General features: G+C 48.6%; 23 protein-coding genes. 10 read left to right on the top strand and 13 right to left on the bottom strand.

The annotated features are described in order from the left end of the window. The first annotated feature begins 31 nt into the window (after nucleotides 1-31). The 3 genes from KNP88_RS13325 to KNP88_RS13315 all read left to right on the top strand — a co-directional run bounded on the left by KNP88_RS13325 (nucleotide 32) and on the right by KNP88_RS13315 (nucleotide 2,166). The gene (locus tag KNP88_RS13325; RefSeq protein ID WP_214894181.1) at nucleotides 32-1,192 is read left to right on the top strand and encodes a globin domain-containing protein; all 1,161 of its coding nucleotides are present in this window, start codon (nucleotides 32-34) and stop codon (nucleotides 1,190-1,192) included. Between the two features lie 175 nt (nucleotides 1,193-1,367). After that, on the top strand, nucleotides 1,368-1,541 hold the full coding sequence (locus tag KNP88_RS13320; protein ID WP_201302327.1) for a DUF6440 family protein: 174 nt from the start codon (nucleotides 1,368-1,370) through the stop codon (nucleotides 1,539-1,541). Nucleotides 1,542-1,602: 61 nt separating this feature from the next. Further along, nucleotides 1,603-2,166, top strand: coding sequence for a GNAT family N-acetyltransferase (locus tag KNP88_RS13315; protein ID WP_214894179.1), 564 nt, complete (start codon nucleotides 1,603-1,605; stop codon nucleotides 2,164-2,166). Here KNP88_RS13315 and KNP88_RS13310 read toward each other — a convergent pair. Together KNP88_RS13310 and KNP88_RS13305 are read right to left on the bottom strand one after the other, a co-directional pair. After that, on the bottom strand, nucleotides 2,152-2,655 hold the full coding sequence (locus tag KNP88_RS13310; protein ID WP_214894177.1) for a DNA topology modulation protein: 504 nt from the start codon (nucleotides 2,653-2,655) through the stop codon (nucleotides 2,152-2,154). The genes KNP88_RS13315 and KNP88_RS13310 overlap by 15 nt on opposite strands. Nucleotides 2,656-2,903: 248 nt before the next feature. Next, nucleotides 2,904-4,106, bottom strand: coding sequence for an MFS transporter (locus KNP88_RS13305; RefSeq protein WP_214894175.1), 1,203 nt, complete (start codon nucleotides 4,104-4,106; stop codon nucleotides 2,904-2,906). A 209-nt stretch (nucleotides 4,107-4,315) separates the two neighbouring features. Between KNP88_RS13305 and KNP88_RS13300 the strand changes: the two genes are divergently transcribed. Together KNP88_RS13300 and KNP88_RS13295 are read left to right on the top strand one after the other, a co-directional pair. Further along, nucleotides 4,316-4,618 carry a hypothetical protein gene (locus KNP88_RS13300; RefSeq protein WP_088836975.1) on the top strand — a complete coding sequence of 101 codons (303 nt, stop codon included), beginning with the start codon at nucleotides 4,316-4,318 and terminating at the stop codon, nucleotides 4,616-4,618. A gap of 447 nt (nucleotides 4,619-5,065) precedes the next feature. Beyond that, complete coding sequence (locus tag KNP88_RS13295) at nucleotides 5,066-5,587, top strand: hypothetical protein (protein ID WP_214894173.1); 522 nt, start codon at nucleotides 5,066-5,068, stop codon at nucleotides 5,585-5,587. A gap of 104 nt (nucleotides 5,588-5,691) precedes the next feature. Here the strand turns inward: KNP88_RS13295 and KNP88_RS13290 are convergent, their stop codons facing one another. Next, nucleotides 5,692-6,456, bottom strand: coding sequence for an SDR family NAD(P)-dependent oxidoreductase (locus KNP88_RS13290; protein WP_214894171.1), 765 nt, complete (start codon nucleotides 6,454-6,456; stop codon nucleotides 5,692-5,694). Nucleotides 6,457-6,538: 82 nt separating this feature from the next. On the opposite strand from KNP88_RS13290, the gene KNP88_RS13285 reads away from it, so the two are divergent. Then, nucleotides 6,539-6,934, top strand: a complete 396-nt coding sequence (locus KNP88_RS13285) for a MerR family transcriptional regulator (protein ID WP_214894169.1) — start codon at nucleotides 6,539-6,541, stop codon at nucleotides 6,932-6,934. Here the strand turns inward: KNP88_RS13285 and KNP88_RS13280 are convergent. Beyond that, on the bottom strand, nucleotides 6,922-8,007 hold the full coding sequence (locus tag KNP88_RS13280; RefSeq protein WP_353048792.1) for a threonine aldolase family protein: 1,086 nt from the start codon (nucleotides 8,005-8,007) through the stop codon (nucleotides 6,922-6,924). The genes KNP88_RS13285 and KNP88_RS13280 overlap by 13 nt on opposite strands. Nucleotides 8,008-8,132: 125 nt before the next feature. Here KNP88_RS13280 and KNP88_RS13275 point away from each other — a divergent pair, with 125 nt between their 5' ends. Next, entirely contained in the window at nucleotides 8,133-8,804 is a 672-nt protein-coding gene (locus tag KNP88_RS13275) for a hypothetical protein (protein ID WP_214894165.1), read from the top strand. A gap of 200 nt (nucleotides 8,805-9,004) precedes the next feature. Beyond that, nucleotides 9,005-9,301 carry a hypothetical protein gene (locus tag KNP88_RS13270; RefSeq protein WP_088836969.1) on the top strand — a complete coding sequence of 99 codons (297 nt, stop codon included), beginning with the start codon at nucleotides 9,005-9,007 and terminating at the stop codon, nucleotides 9,299-9,301. Between the two features lie 63 nt (nucleotides 9,302-9,364). Here the strand turns inward: KNP88_RS13270 and KNP88_RS13265 are convergent, their stop codons facing one another. From KNP88_RS13265 to arr, 7 genes are all read right to left on the bottom strand, one after another. Continuing rightward, nucleotides 9,365-10,507: a GGDEF domain-containing protein gene (locus KNP88_RS13265; protein WP_214894163.1), complete on the bottom strand. Its 1,143-nt coding sequence runs from the start codon at nucleotides 10,505-10,507 to the stop codon at nucleotides 9,365-9,367. Between the two features lie 108 nt (nucleotides 10,508-10,615). Then, nucleotides 10,616-10,864: a phage holin gene (locus tag KNP88_RS13260; RefSeq protein ID WP_214894161.1), complete on the bottom strand. Its 249-nt coding sequence runs from the start codon at nucleotides 10,862-10,864 to the stop codon at nucleotides 10,616-10,618. Beyond that, entirely contained in the window at nucleotides 10,861-11,523 is a 663-nt protein-coding gene (locus tag KNP88_RS13255; protein WP_214894159.1) for a M15 family metallopeptidase, read from the bottom strand. The genes KNP88_RS13260 and KNP88_RS13255 overlap by 4 nt, the downstream gene beginning before the upstream one ends. Nucleotides 11,524-11,545: 22 nt before the next feature. Continuing rightward, nucleotides 11,546-12,349, bottom strand: coding sequence for a helix-turn-helix domain-containing protein (locus tag KNP88_RS13250; RefSeq protein WP_214894158.1), 804 nt, complete (start codon nucleotides 12,347-12,349; stop codon nucleotides 11,546-11,548). A gap of 145 nt (nucleotides 12,350-12,494) precedes the next feature. Next, nucleotides 12,495-12,695, bottom strand: coding sequence for a hypothetical protein (locus KNP88_RS13245; RefSeq protein WP_088836965.1), 201 nt, complete (start codon nucleotides 12,693-12,695; stop codon nucleotides 12,495-12,497). A 15-nt stretch (nucleotides 12,696-12,710) separates the two neighbouring features. After that, complete coding sequence (locus KNP88_RS13240) at nucleotides 12,711-12,890, bottom strand: hypothetical protein (protein ID WP_214801429.1); 180 nt, start codon at nucleotides 12,888-12,890, stop codon at nucleotides 12,711-12,713. A 74-nt stretch (nucleotides 12,891-12,964) separates the two neighbouring features. Then, nucleotides 12,965-13,372, bottom strand: a complete 408-nt coding sequence (gene arr / locus KNP88_RS13235; RefSeq protein WP_214894157.1) for an NAD(+)--rifampin ADP-ribosyltransferase — start codon at nucleotides 13,370-13,372, stop codon at nucleotides 12,965-12,967. 222 nt (nucleotides 13,373-13,594) lie between these two features. On the opposite strand from arr, the gene KNP88_RS13230 reads away from it, so the two are divergent. Together KNP88_RS13230 and KNP88_RS13225 are read left to right on the top strand one after the other, a co-directional pair. Continuing rightward, nucleotides 13,595-14,707, top strand: coding sequence for a GGDEF domain-containing protein (locus tag KNP88_RS13230; protein WP_214894156.1), 1,113 nt, complete (start codon nucleotides 13,595-13,597; stop codon nucleotides 14,705-14,707). 14 nt (nucleotides 14,708-14,721) lie between these two features. Next, a complete protein-coding gene (locus KNP88_RS13225; protein ID WP_214894155.1) occupies nucleotides 14,722-14,979 on the top strand; it encodes a hypothetical protein in 258 nt (85 codons plus the stop codon). Nucleotides 14,980-15,056: 77 nt separating this feature from the next. Here KNP88_RS13225 and KNP88_RS13220 read toward each other — a convergent pair whose 3' ends face one another. Beyond that, nucleotides 15,057-15,248, bottom strand: a complete 192-nt coding sequence (locus KNP88_RS13220; RefSeq protein WP_214894154.1) for a hypothetical protein — start codon at nucleotides 15,246-15,248, stop codon at nucleotides 15,057-15,059. Nucleotides 15,249-15,349: 101 nt separating this feature from the next. Next, the coding region (locus tag KNP88_RS13215) for an RNA-guided endonuclease TnpB family protein (protein ID WP_214894152.1) at nucleotides 15,350-15,727 on the bottom strand (378 nt) is incomplete at its 5' end.

Raw genomic sequence — 15,727 nt, 5'->3', positions numbered from 1 at the left:
TGGGAGAACGAACTGAAAAGGAAGTGGTCATATGTTAAACGCGACAACGATTCAACTCATCAAGTCAACTGTCCCTGTTCTTGCAGAACACGGACCAGCGATCACCCGTGTCTTTTATCAACGTCTGTTTGAGCGGCACCCGGAGATGACGCACATCTTTAATCAGACGAATCAAAAAACAAACCGCCAATCGCAAGCACTTGCCCATGCCGTCTATGCGGCAGCTGCGAACATCGATCAACTCGACGTCTTAAAACCAACACTCCTGCCCGTCCTACATAAACACCGGAGCCTGCAAATCAAACCGGAGATGTATCCAATCGTCGGGACAGAACTGTTGCGCGCGATTGAAGAAGTTTTAGGCGACGCAGCAACTCCAGCAATCATCGACGCGTGGGGACTCGCCTATCAGGAAATCGCTGATTTGTTCATAACGCTTGAAGCCGAACTTTATGCGCAAGACGAACAGGCAAAAGGTTTCATGGGATATCAGACCTTCACGGTGACGGCAATCACGCAGGAAGCGTCGGACATCAAATCGTTTACCTTGCAGCCAACACATGCCTTGACGTTACCGGCCTTTACACCGGGACAATTCGTGACGCTCCGGATCAAAACGCCGGCAGGACTGTGGCAAAACCGGCAGTACAGCTTAATCAGCCGTCCAGGTGATGCGTTTTACATGATTGCCGTTAAACGCGACGGAAGCGTCTCAAAACAACTGCATGATGCAACGCACGTCGGTGATACGGTCCTGCTCAGTGCTCCTGCTGGCAATTTTGCGTTACCGGCTGGTCAAGCACCCGTCGTCCTGTTCGCTGGCGGGATCGGTCTGACACCATTGCTCGCGATTGCCGATGCAGCACTTGCGGCAAGTCGGTCCGTCACGCTCCACGTCGCGATTCAAGATGACCGCGACCGCGCCTTTTCGACGCACCTCGCAAGCCTGGAAACAGCCGGTGCAACCGTCATCCGTTATGCGGAACGGCATCCGCAAACAGGGACGACTTCCGGTCGATTGACGGAAGAAGTCATTCAAAACGTCGACAAGTCTGCGATCGCCTTCGTCTGCGGACCGGAAGCGATGATTCGGTTCGTCGCGTCGAACTGGCAAGGAGCGACGGAGCAACTGCATTACGAAGTATTCGGACCGGTGCTTGCGTTTGAGGCGGAAGCCGTCGGAGTAAACTAATCGAGGAATTGACTGAAAAAAGACCATTTCGACTGTGATGTTTGCAGTCAAAACGGTCTTTTCTCTTTCAAATTCAGTTATCTTAATAGTAATAGCGGTATGTCCGCTGAAGAAATTAATTCTAGCTGTTTGTTTCTGGTTACACAGCTAAAAATAAGAAGGAGATGAGTACAGAATGCGTGATAAACGGTTTGTATTGAAATCAAAACAACACCTCAGTGGAGGGATCATCAAAATCGTCGTCGATACGCAGACAGGCGTAAATTATGTAATGACGAGCGGTCTCGGCATGAGCGGAATGACGCCTCTTTTAGATCAGGATGGCAAGGTAGTCGTCGATAAACGTTAAGCTTCTTTATTTTTATTTTGCATGTGTGTTAATAAAAAAACTGACCATAGGAGGATTTAACATGCAACTACAGCAGGAACGCATTCACTTACGTCCATTAACAATAAAAGACGCACCTCTACTGTTAGCAGCATCTCAAGACGACGAAATCCGATATGTGACGGCAACTAAAGCAATCTTTACATTAGAGCAAATTCAACAGCACATAAAAATTATAAACAGCGATTCAACACGATATGATTTTGCAATCTGTCTCAACAGTAACAATAAAATGATAGGAGAATTGTCGGTTTTTGAGATAGATCAAGAAAATAAGCGAGCAGGATTTCGAATTTCCATGTGCTCATTGAAATTAACAGGAAAAGGTTATGGTTCGGAAGCTTTACAATTAACGTTGCACTTCGTATTTAACAAACTACGATTGAATCGACTTCAACTTGAAGTATACAGTCATAATGCAAATGGAATAGCAGCTTATAAAAAAGCAGGGTTTGTAACAGAAGGTGTACTCCGTGAATCGATAAATTATAATGGGGTTTATTTTGACGAACTGATTATGTCCATGCTCAAAAGTGATTATGAAAAACTGACTAACGCAAAACAAATTGCATCAAAGCTGATCTAAAAACGTCTGTACGTCACGCTTCGATGACAAAATGACGACGTTTTTCTCATGTCGCACTTCGTCGAGCTGGCGTAACACACCGGGTCGCCGCGCTTTCGGATACTGCCACACCCACTTCAGGAACTGCCAGCTGAATTGTTCGATGCAGCCTTCCCCCATGTCCGGTCGTGTCCGGTTGCGGTACTTCAGATTACGTTTGATGACCCGGTACGCACAAACGGTCCGTGGCATGTCGAGAAAGATGACCGTATCGGCGGCGTCAAGCCGCATCCCGAGTGTTCCTCCGTAGTTTCCGTCAAGGATCCATTCCGGTTGTTCCATCAACTGCTGTTGCACCTCTATTTGCTCGTCCCGCGGGATGGCAACCCAATTCGGTTTCCAGAACAAGGCATCGAGATGTGACACCTTAATCCCGGTTTGTTCATGCAATTGACGTCCGAACGTCGATTTCCCCGAACCGCCGGAACCGATGATGATGATTTTCTTCATGATTCTCCCCCTAAAATTTCGCATAAAAACAGACTGCCGGCTTACGGCAGTCCGTTCATTTCTTCATATTATTCTACTTCAATTCGTCGCCATAACAGATTCAACAACACCGTCATCCCACTAATCGGAATTAAAAATAACAATGCGATCATCATCAGACCATCCATCGTCGCTATCCCCTTTTGTTCTTCTTTTATCAAGTATATTGCGAAAGAAAGCGGTTGCCCTCCACCTTAAGACCGATTTCCTTATCCTGCCTTGTCCTGACTGATATTACTAGCTGCGTGACGTGACGTAAGCAGCATCAAGGATACGGCACCGACCAGTCCTGAACCGCCGAAAAGCAGAAAAACGTGTTCGATTGACAGGAAGGTCGTCATATAACCGGACAAGATATAACAGACGGCAGAACAGAGCGTCGAGACGGCGACCATCGCCGAGCGGACCCGTCCGAGCAGTAAATCCGGCGTCGTTTGCTGGAGCAGCGTCGAAAACGGAATCCCGAATAGACTGAGGGCAGCACCCAGTAAAAAGAGCGCGATGAAAGCGAGCGACACGGTATCCGTCAAACTGAGGATGATGATAATGAGGCCTTGTAACAACACGGACAGCCGGAACAGTCGACTGTGGGCGACTTGTTTCGCGAACCGGGCATAGAGCAGCGACATGAGAATGCCACCGATGACGAGGGCGAGCTCCAGTACCGAAAAGGTTTTTGCTCCCCCAGCGACGACGTCTTTCGCGAACGGCGCGAGTAACGTATTCGCGGGTGTAATCATCCAGTTGGCGATGACGGCGAATCCTAAGATTTGCATCAGTTGCCGGTCTTGTTTTAAGTACGTCAGTCCTTCCGTCAAGGCGTCGATGTACCGGTTCTGCTTTCCTTCTCCCCCGGGTGCAGCAGGCTTGATCGACAGGAGCAACAGCCACGCTGCGCCATGCAGGACGGCTTCCATCAGTAAAATCGTCTCGATGGAAAAGCTCGCAATCAGCACGCCGCCAATTAAGAGTCCGCTTAATGTACCGATCCGGTCGAGTGTACTCAAGTAGGCATTTGCGACCGGTAACCGGTCTGCTTCGACGAGTCGGGTCACGACTTTGAATGCCGTATTGCCGCCAATCGTCTGTAAAACCGTCTGAGCAATCAATAATGCAACCAGCAGTCCGGTCGAGCCGGAAAACAGGAACAAACCGCCCGCCGTCAAAACTAATAATCCGGTTCGGCCAGCAACCGTCCCCTTGAGTAAGCGGACCGGGTCGACACGATCAATCCACGGACCACTAAAGGTCGCGACGACGAACCGCGTCAAAAAGACGGCGCCAATCAACAGGGCAAGCTGAAACGCCGTTAACCGTTCTGCACTCGTCCAGTAGATGGCGATATAGGAGATGCTCGCACCAACGACGGCAAATAAATCAGACAGATAAAAATAGCGAAACACTTTAGGCACGTCGTTTCCTCCTTGATGAGATGTAACTCGATGCTTCATTTTACACTTATTTACATATCCTGTCGAAATGTTTTTTGACTTTTACAAATTCAAGACGGCGCGACATCTAGATGTCATCTAGAAGTCAAATTGTTATGTAGTTCTTACGGGACTGTAACGAGGTTTCATCATCCCTTCCTTTATACTGAAATAGAAGGAGGTGACGATCCATGAAAATGTACACACGTATCGATCCGAACGACGAAGCAACTGAAGTTCCATCAGAAACACGGCTTGGTTTCTATTTTTTACTGATTGTTTTACCGCTTGGTTTAGCCCACTTGGTTCAATCGCTCGTTCCTTCAACGGATCAACACCACTTGTTGTCGTTATCACTACTTACGTTTTTAGCAGTTCTGTTGTTTGCGATTCTCGGACATAAACATGATCGAAACGCAAAAGCGACGTTTTTCAGCTATGCCTTATTCTTAGGTGTCAGCTTACTTTCGACGCTTGCGATTCCAATCATTTAACTTTAAAAAAACGCCATTCCTAGTTTTAGGAATGGCGTTTTCAGACTCTAGACAATCTCTGTGGAAAACGAGGAATTTATACGGGGAAGATTGCGTTTTTAACGCGACTTGCAAGAGGCAGGCAAGACCCTGCTCATTGTCTGTGAGGATCAAGGAGCAACGGCTTGCGCCTCGCCCGAGGAAAGCAACGAAAAAAAGACGCTTTTTTAGGAGGTATTGTCTAATATCATTTTATCTTCATAGTCAAACACTGCTCCTCGTTTTGGGGATGACGTTTAAGCTGTTCATTTAGACATCATGGTTGCAGCCGTTCATCGCTTTGAAAGCAGCGTAGCTCTATCTAAAAAAAATTCGCTACAGCGACGAAAATACACTTTGATTTTTTTCAGATTGAGACATTACAATCAGTAGATACTGATAGATTCACAAGAAAGGATGCGCATCCCGTTGCATGAAAGTACTCTAAAAGAACTTAGGCCAAAAGGAATCGATTATATCGACAAGATGATGGTCAACCGGTTTCAGGCCATTCCCATCGATAAAGACGACGAAAAAATTGTCAATGTAATGGACGACCCTTTTATACCGCCTTATGAGACGATTTGTGGCGTTTACTGCATCTATCGGCGATCCATCCTGGATGTATTGCGTGGTCATATTGCATCGTTCGAAAGCTATGAATTCAAAACAGCATTTACTGCCGATAAATTAATTGAAGAACAGCATGTGGAAGATGTTTTAGATTTTGCAACATTTGTCGTGATCGCTTCCGCGGATAAGGAAGTGATGTCACATTACTTTATCGGCGGCGACTGCGAAAAACTAAACAGCATCTTAAACGTGTGCTCCGGTTATCCTAAAGGAACGAATGAAAAAACCTTTTCTCATGCGATTCAACGCTTCAAGAAGGATATTACGACAGTCGAAAACATGGGGTATCTGGAAAATATAGTGCACGAAAAGGCATAGGCATTTGACTGACTGTCAAAAGTGAGTGTAAATCGAACCCGCTTCAACAATTAAACGCAAAACCAAGCCTCCGCATTAAAAGCGAAGGCTTGGTTTTTACGCGTTTAGTTCGAGTTCGCGCCACCGACGTACGTAAAGAGTGGTCCGCGTAGCTGGAAGGAATAATCTTCCGCATTGACGATTCCGACGATTGCGTCACTTTCGAGCAATTGATCGAGGAACGTCGCCATTTCTGCCGCTGTATGATACTGCGGGACGTTTTTGCTGTAGTCGAATCCAGCCTCCCCGCGTGAACGATCTGCGAATTCGGTTTCCGTCGCTGCCGGTGCAAGAACTTTTGCCCGCAACTTCGCACCGGATTGTTGCAATTCCTGCGCGAGGCCTTCCGTGTAGGCACTGACATAGAACTTCGTCGCACAATACGTGACCGCATTCGGAACAATCCGGTAGCCGCCGCCTGACGAGACGTTGAGGACGGTTGTCCCTTCGACGTCATGGTGGTCACGGACGTAGAGACTCGTCAGGACCGTCAACGCTTCGATGTTCAAACGAAGCATCTTCTCGATTTTTCCGATTTCGATGTCTTTGACGTTGTCGAAGTCTCCGAATCCGGCGTTGTTGATCCACGTCTCGATTTCAAGGTGCTTGACGTCGTCATACAACTGATGCACGTTCGCCATCTCCGTCAAGTCGACTGAATGAAGGATGATATCAAGTTCCGGATAGGTCTTCAGTAAATCGTCCCGTAACGCTTCGAGCTGATCGCTCCGCCGGGCGACGAGGACAAGCGATTTTCCTTTTGCAGCGAGAACTTTCGCCGTTTCAAACCCAATCCCTGAACTTGCTCCTGTAATGACCGTATACTTCATCTGTTTTTCCCCATTTCGTTTTGGTATAGTGAGAGTCTACTCCTTCGAGTGAACTCTAAGTCAAGCAGAAAAGGTGATGTTGATGTATTCCATCTCAGAAGTCAGTCGATTGACTGATACGAGTGCCCACACGATTCGTTATTACGAAAAGGAAGGACTGCTGTTTCCGGACCGGACGGCAAGCGGCGTCCGGCAGTACGATGACAAGCACATCGACTGGCTCCGGTTCGTCCTCCGCCTGCGGGCGACACACATGCCGATCGACCAAATCCGACAGTATGTCGCGTTGTTCCGCGCTTCTTCAGACGATCACGATACGACGCTTGATCGGCTCGCCCTGCTCGAACAGCACCAAACCCTTGTCAGGGCGCAGCTTGCCGAATTACAACTGACGGAACAAATGATCACCGAAAAAATCAGCAGCTACCGTCGCCTACATCCGTCCATTCCCGGGAAACAGCCTTCTCAATCCCGGTAAGCTGAAAATTCTGCCGTCAAGCGGGTGATCAACTGTTCGAACGCCTCGTTTGAGACGGCGTCGAAGGCGTCACCGAAACTGATTTCCGTCGAACAGTATCCGTCGTGTTCGACGAGGTATCCGACGAGGCCAAGTCCAAGTTGATCCTGGATTCGCGTCAATCGCGCGGCGACGTCTGCCACTTCACCCTTAAAGTGGAGATGGAACATGTTCGAGACCGGAACGCGCGGTGTCGTGAAAATGTTATCGATCGCATTCAACCGCTCGGCGACGTACTTTGCCTGCTCATAATAGTGCCCCATCCGGTCCTTGCGTTGCTCATAATAATAGTCGGACGACATGACATAGGGATAGAGACTGATCAAGTCGCCGCCGTAGCGCCGTTTCCAAATCCGTGCTTCTGTCGTAAACACCTTCGGACCGGCAAGAATCGCCCCGGCAATCCCGCCGATCCCTTTATAAAATGATAAGTAGACGCTGTCGAACAAGCTTGCGACGTCGCTTGCCGTTTTGTCATAGTACGGCAACAGTTCCAGCAGACGGGCACCGTCAAGATGAAGACGGATTCCCTGCTCCCGGCAGTAGGCGACAATCGCTTCTAACTCGCTGAATGATGGCGCGACACCACCGAGTTCGCGGTTCGGCAGTTCGAGTAACAAACAGGCGATTTCCGGTAAGGCTTTGATGTCGTCTAGCGTCATCATCTGGTCCCGTTCACCGACGAGGATCGGCTCGATCGGATGAAGCTGCCGTAAGCCATCCTGTTCATGCAGCTCTAAGTGACAGAGCGGATGGTAGGCGACGTGCCGGTTGTTTCGGTCATCGGACCAAATCCGTAACGCGATTTGCTGCGCCATCGTCCCGCTTGGGAAAAAGACGGCTGATTCATGCCCGAGCAACGCCGCGATTTTTTGTTCGAAGTCGTTGATGACCGCTCCGTTCCCGTAAATGTCACTGCTCGTATCGTCGGCGACATTCAGCAAGGCGTCTTTTAGGACACCGACGTTCCGCTTGCCGTGTCCACTGACCTGCTGCCGCGCTGCTTGAAAACTTCTTCGTAATTCTTCCATCACAAAAAGCCCCCTATTATTTTTGTAAATAATGACTATATTTTGAAAAAACAAATAACAGACTGTACTTCTTTTGCTATACTCTTCCTAAAGATTCATCCCGTTCAGCTCGAGAGAGGAGTAGGTCGATGCCCCGGTCATTTCGTTTAAAAGTCTGTTTGTACATCAGTTTGACGTGTTTCCTTGTTTTACTCGCCCAATCCGTCCTCCCGTCCGTATATTCTTCGACTTTATCACTCTTACATAAAAAAACTGATTCCTCGTGCGTAGCGCGTTGCGGCGATCAAGGGGATTCGTCCATCGTATCCAGCGGCGAATCGTTCAACGTGGACAGTGGTGCTGTCGCCGACGTCGAATCGATCACGCCGGAAAAACCGCTGTTTCGGACGAGTTTCGACTCTTCCATCTCGGCTCCACCTTATATTCTCATCTTAATCGTTTTAAGCTTCGCGACGCTCGCCTTTTTTTATTATTACATCAAGATTTACCGACCGAACCGGTTCCAACTCGCGGGGTTCGATTATGAGCATCACGTCACCGTCATCATCCAGCCGGATCATGATGTATCTTCCGAGCTGATTCGCGAACATATCCAATTTTTTAATTTTCGGCTACCGAAACATTTACAACGTTATGGTCATGAAACAATCACGGAATGGTTCAAACGAATCGGTTTCCCTTCCCCCGTCGATCCAGGTTATTTCGAGGTCCGTTACGGCAACAAATGCCAACTCAAAGTTCATCAATTTACGTTTTTCAAGCAAGCGACCGATGATTTTTTACGTAAACAACACCTCTAAACATTAACATTAACGAAGCAGGGCGTGAGCACGACTTCCGCCGCTTCGTTTTTTATTTTTCGACTGATCATCAAATTTCATTTTCTGTCGCTTTTCTGATATTTTCCGATAAAACTGGGTAATAACTACTATATAAGGCAAGCCGATTTTTTTATCCAGGTTTGGACAGGTTTTTTCGCAAGAGAGCGAGGTGAAACGGGATGATTTCAGCACAGGAAGCATACTTTATTAAAAATGGGTTGAATGAGCAATTTGAGGACCCCCGAATCGACTGCGATTTTTCTATTTTCTCGCTCGAACCATTTCAACTCCTGTTACACGTACATGATGCAGACATGGATGAACTGAGTACCGAGATCCGTTATGGGCTAAGTCGTAAAATCCGTTCACAGCTCCATCAACTCGATGCTAAACTGGGTGGAACACCAATCAACGTCGTGTTTGTGGTTTCTGCACCGTTAATCTCCGACAATTCGTACTGTGTGATTTTACATTGAATTTATTCAAAAAAGGCAACAGCTTCTACGGAAGCTGTTGCCTTTTACGATTACGATCCATATTCAACTCGCATCGTGACGGACGAGCTGATTTTTCCCCGCTGCTTTTGCCGCATACAGTGCCATATCGGCGCGATCAATTAAATGAATCTCTGTTAGCGCATCATCCGGCTGAACGGTCGCCATCCCTAAACTGACACTGACTTGGCACAGAGGCGCATACCGTTCATGGGGTAACTTCAAGTCGAGAATCCCTGTCCGAATCCGCTCGGCGACGAGCTCTCCTTGTGCCGATTGCTCCGAGAGAACGACTGCAAATTCCTCACCGCCGTAACGGGCGACGTGTCCGAATGGTCCAGCCTGTTTCTTCAGGACACTCGCGACCTGTTTCAGACAAGCATCTCCTTGTAAGTGCCCATACGTATCGTTATAGAGTTTAAAGGCATCGACGTCGAGCAGGATGAGCGTCACTTCTGAAGCGGAAAGCCGCGCCTCTTCAAAGACACGCTCAAGGTGTTCGTCGAACGCCCGCCGGTTCGGGATCCCCGTCAAACTATCGTGCAGCGACCGGCGAATCAACGCACGTTTACTGCGTTCGAGCCGAAACGTCTGCAAAAAGGCGAACAAAATCAAGACGGCGACACTTAACACGATGACGATGACCCATTTCGCAGAGGAGGAGGCCGCTTTTGACCGGTTTGTCGCCGACATGACAATCTGTTCGATTTCAGCCCGGATTTTAATGTCGATCGGGCGAAATTGATTGATGTACGCCATGCCGTCATAACGATTCCGCTTGGCTTCGATCAGATTGTCTTGTTGAATATACGTAAGCTGCCGTTGATAAAAGGCATCGGTCTGTTGCAGGAGCGGCACTGCCTCCTTCTGTAAAATCCGGCGCATCGTCGAATCACGATCGTCGAGCTGCTCTAACGCTTCAAGCGACGCCTGCAGGTTCGCGCGCGTCGTCTGGAATTGTTCGAAGTCTTGCTGACGTCGTTCCAGGTAAAAGCTCCGCACCGTTAATTCTTGATCGAGTAGTAAAGGAAACAATTGGGATGCTGTATTCGAAATCGGAATCGCTTCTGCAAGAATCCGGTCGTTCTCCCGCTCGATATTAGAAAACGCAGTGTAACTCCAAATACTTGTAAACATCAATGAAAACAAAGCCGTCATTAAGAACCATTGCAATGCGGAAAATTTCACGTCCAGTCAGACCTCTCTCTTTATACGCTCTCGCAAGAACGAGAACGATTCAATTCATCACCTCTTTATCGGCATCTCGACTTCAAAGTATTAGTCTTCATCGCACATTCAGTCCGTCGGAACACTGCGCTTGAGTTCGTCAAGCAATGCTTGCGCCTCTTTTGCGGCCCGGGTGACGTTATTGTTTTTCCACCAGGCGACGAGTGTACTCAAAATGCCGACGAGCGTCGTCACTGCGAGATCGACGGCTGTCTCTGCAAATGGTAACGGATCATACCCGTTCGCAAGAAGCGTCAAATTGACAATCGAATAGAGGGGGACGATCAGTCGCAAGGTTGCTGCATATCGCTCCGTCATCCGCGTCCCTCCTGAAACAAATGACGCCATGTCACAGGGCCAACGATTCCGTCGACTGTGATTTTCACCTGTCGCTGAAAGTCTTTGACGGCACGCGTCAGACCGTCATCAAACCGGCCGCTCGCCGGAAGACCTAACTTCATTTGAATCAAGCGAATCGTCTCCTTGTCCTGACTCCCTTTCGCTAGAGCACGTCCTAGATAAAGCGGGGCAAGGTGCGGCTTTTTCTTCCCGTTGACGGCGTCGAACAGTTGAAAGTGCGGATAATCCCGAAATGGTGTCCAGTCCCCGCCCCATTCCATCTGTCGCTGCTTCATCGCCGCGACAATCCGCGACAACCGTTTGTCCGGTGGTGCTAAAAATTCAGCGTGTGTTCCGTCAGAAGAATAACAAAAGAGATCGACGGCGACACCGAAGTTATGATTCGACTGTCCCCCGCGCGCGTAGGTGACGATTTTTCCAGGGCGTGTCCGTCCTACAGCATACAACGCATCCTGTTCCTGTTTCGTCCGGTAGCTTTGCGCGACGCCGACGTAAATCTGTTGCGGTGCGAGTTCTTTGATGACGCTCCGCGTGATCGTGACGACATCCGCGTCCATTCCCTTGACGGATAATTTCCGATCGGCGCGTTCGAGTAACCATGCTGTGCTGATAGTCATCTGTGTATCCTCCTTTATTTTTTTAAATCAATTGGGCGAGCAAGTCCGTCAGTTCGGCTTCACCCGGGATTGATGCTTGTAGTGCCGCTTGTTGCTTTTCTTCGAACAGCCGCTGTTCTGTCCGCTCCATTTCGACCCAGGCCGGTAACACGGCTGACGAACGGTGCTTCGTCCGCTTCGTCCGTGCCGGTCGTTCCGCCCGTCTCGATTCATGACGCTTGATTTGTTCACCTGACGTGATTTGGCGCGCATGTAACTGATCGATGACGGCTTTGACGTATTGCCACTTGCGGACATTCGCCGCTGCCGCTTGTTCGATTGCATGGACGACGACGTCATGACTCGTCTTTGTCACGGCTTGCGCCAGTTGCTGTTTGATCCAAGGGGAGGTGCAGCCAATTTCTGCTTCGAACAACGCGAAGACGGAGGACGCCGTTGAGGGTGGTTCTTTTTTTAAAGACTGTTTCTTCAAGACAGGTTCTTCGTCGTCACCTCGCGCCGCCCCGGTAGTCGGCTCCTGCTCCCCCGGTAGTCGTACCGCGTCCGGAACTGGTCGGACATGATATTCATTTGATGTTTGTCCACCGTGTTGATTGAAGCGTTCATCCTTTTCAATCAACCCTTTTTCAAGTAACGACGCAAGACACGCTTTGACGGTCGTCTTGCCGCACGGGACGGTGTCCGCAATCGTCTGGTGCGACGGAAAGGCACTCCCGGACGCCCCGGCATAACTTGCCAAAATCAAATAAATCATTTTTTCATGAACCGATGAAAACTGTTGTCCGTCGCGCAGGACACGGTGCTCGACTTGTAAATAAGGGTGCATCGCTCGTTCCTCCTTTGATATGCAAAGGAGGTTCGCCTCCTTTCTCTTAAGGATTAACAGGACCGTTTCGACAATTGTTCGAAAAAAAATAAAAAAAACGTGCGTCAGCTGATTAAAAAATCAGTGACACACGTTTCGTTAGTCTTCACTCGAACCAGAGACTAAACAATAAGGGCAGCAGTCCCGCGAGTAACACGGCCCCGATCGACGATGAGACGGTCGCGAACACGAACAGTCCTTTTGAGATTTGTTGCCGCCGGTAAGCGATTGACCCGGCCCGGATGATCGTAAAGAGCATCCCACCCGCAATTAAAAATGAACCGATAAGAATGATGAGTTGTTCCAAGACACTACCTCCACGTTACTTAAATATCGTTAAGATGAACGGTAAGGCGAGCAGCAGAATCGCCGTCGTGAAAACGATTTTGTAAGTTGCTTCCCGATCCGTATTCCGCTTCTTTTTTTGTATGTAGACGACGCCATAAATGATTGTGACGAGCATAATCAATATGGCGAGTAATGAACCGATTGTCGTACTCATCTGTCTCCCCCCTTCCCTACTGACACTACGCAGCGGTCAGTGGAAAAGTTTCAGTTCTTAACGCCTCCTATCCCTTAATCATCAATCATAGCCTGTCCATCCGCGCTCAGTTTATTGATAGCCTGACGCATCTGTTCGATCTCAGTTTCCGAATGCCGTGTCCACTTGCCAAGCTCTGCCACGATTTTCAACGGCGCTTTCGAACGGTAGGACCGGGTCGGATTTCCGGGAAACTTTTTATCAGTCAAGTTCGGGTCATCTTCATACGGTCCAGTCGGTTCGACGAGATAAATATGTTCGTCCCCGTCCGAGCGGGCGAGCTCCGCTCCCCATTTCGCAGCGTCCAAAGTTGCCGTGAAATAAATATGATTGGCACGCTTATCCTGATAATTTGATTGGTTCCCGGCATCCAGTACTTGACCAATCTCTAAGCTCGCTTTTGTACCATGAAAAAACGGTCCGGAATCAAGTGGTTTCTCCATCGTGTTCCCCCTCTTTCTTTTTTGGTGATATGTTCGATTATAAGTGATGCTTTCATGTATTGGGAGTCTATTCATCATTGTCAAATCAAGGTAAACTTAAAGTAGACAGTAACATCACTTGCTTTTACGTTTTCTCTCCACCTTTAGTCAAAACCGCTCTTTTATTGACAACTTTTGTCAAAGTGGTAATGTGAAAGTATCATGCGCAAGGATGTGAAAACCATGTTCATCGTCGAACTGCTCGTGAATGCCTGCATTGCCTTCACAGGATTTTATATCATTTCGAAAATTATCCATTCCACCCATTTTGAATCTTATGTCGTCAAGTCAATCATCGTCGGCCTTTTGACAGGAGCGCTCGGCGTGTTATTGATGTTCAAAGGGATCGCTGTCAATGATTCGCTCCGCATGGATTTACGTCATATTCCGCTCATTCTACTCGCCTTTTACGGTAGTCGTTTCCCCCTCATCATCGCGACATTGATCATCGCCTGTTCCCGCTTTTTATTTGGTGTGACGGAACAAGCTGCCGTCGCCTTCGTCGCCGTCCTTTGCATCAGCATCGGGATGCTTGCGATTCACCGGAGACTACTCAATCGTCCTTTTCTCCAAAATATCTCGATGAATGTTTGGGCACTGATGATGATCACCATCGCCGTCCTGATTAACTTAGGCTGGAACGAAACGGCATTTAGCCTCTTGTTATCGACATGGACGATCGGCTTGACGGTCGGTGTGCTGTCCAGTCTGCTGACACTCGATTTCCAGCTGTTGAACCGGCAAGTCGATATCTATAAAAAGTCAGCCGAGCTTGATCATTTGACCGGTCTCTACAATCGCCGAGTTTGGGACGCTCGGACAGCAGGACTTGAACAAGAAGGTCGAATCTATAATATTCTCGCACTCGACATCGACCACTTCAAGCACGTCAATGATACATACGGGCATGGCAATGGTGACCTCGTCTTACAACAATTCGCGAACATCTTAAAAGAAGAGACGCGCCCGCATGACATCACGGCGCGGATCGGTGGCGAAGAGTTCATGATTTTGATTTATGATTTAGCCCCACAAAAAGCGACCAAAGTCGCAAACCGGATCCGGCAACGGATTGCGTCGCAACGCTTTCAAATCGACGGTTTCCCGGCAATCGATGTGACGACATCGATCGGTGTCGCCCACGGCAAGAACATCCATATTCAGCGGATGAGTGTCCTCGCTGACGAAGCGTTGTATACCGCTAAGCAGCAAGGGCGTAACCGGACGATTTTGTTGGATAGCGAAAGTGAACAACACGTCGCAACAACAGCGAGCCGGGAGACGGTTCGCTTCTGATTGGAGGGTAAAGTATGCAAGAGAAGAAACTTGATTTCATTACGACGGCTGAAGCGATTCTATTCGTCGGTTCACTGTTCATGTGGATTTACGTCGCCCATACCTTTGTTTTCATCGATTCCTTTGCCTCGTTGTTTTTCATACAATCGTGGTGGCTCCTGTTACCCTTGATGACATTCCTGATGTTTTTGACATCGTTCATCAGTCGCCGGACAGAGTGGCGCTGGAGTAACCAGGAAACAAAAAAGCTGAACGAAAAAAGAAAAGCCTGACTGAGACAGAACAGGAGCACGAGCATGTCCGATTACCTTGGACGACGCTTGTGCTCCTGTTCGCATGCCCCGACGGACTAGTCGCGGGATTTATGTACTTTTCGATTAACGAAATATTCGATTGTAATCAAGACGAAAGCAACACCGGTTAAGATGACGAACGCCAGCAAGGAATGGAGCAGCTTTTTATCGACAGTAACGTACATCGACAAGTAATAATTGATTGTGACAATCAATCCGAAGTAAATCAGGTAACGCATGTATTTCATAGTGGTTCCTCCATCTAGATTACGACTTGAACTACCTCCACCTACGCTTCGCTTAGAGGTGGAGGATTCCTGAGTGATCCGACCTAACGGTCGAAAATTGATCAGGCTAACCCCGTCGTCCCGACGGTTGAAGAAGCTAAGAGGCGTTCAGCTTCTTGTTTGACGTTCAGTCCTGCGTTCACATCACGGTCGTGGTGGATCCCGCAACTCGGGCATGTCCATTCACGCAAACCAAGATGTTTCACGTCTTTGTGTTGATGTCCGCAACGGGAGCACAGTTGACTAGAGGCGAAGATCTTGCCGACTTTCACGACGGTCTTCCCGTACCATTCCGCCTTGTATCCGAGCATGAGGAAGAACTCCGACCAACTGACCTCCGAGATCGACTTGCTTAACTTGCGATTCTTCTGCATGTTCTTCACCTGCAAGGTCTCGATGCCGATGACGTCGTGGTTTTTGACGATCTCGGTCGATACCTT

The sequence above is a fragment of the Exiguobacterium sp. H66 genome (assembly GCF_018618705.1).
GTDB classification, from domain to species: Bacteria; Bacillota; Bacilli; order Exiguobacteriales; family Exiguobacteriaceae; genus Exiguobacterium_A; species Exiguobacterium_A oxidotolerans.
Note: the sequence above shows the minus strand (reverse complement) of the source record. Positions and strands in the feature narration are given on the sequence as shown.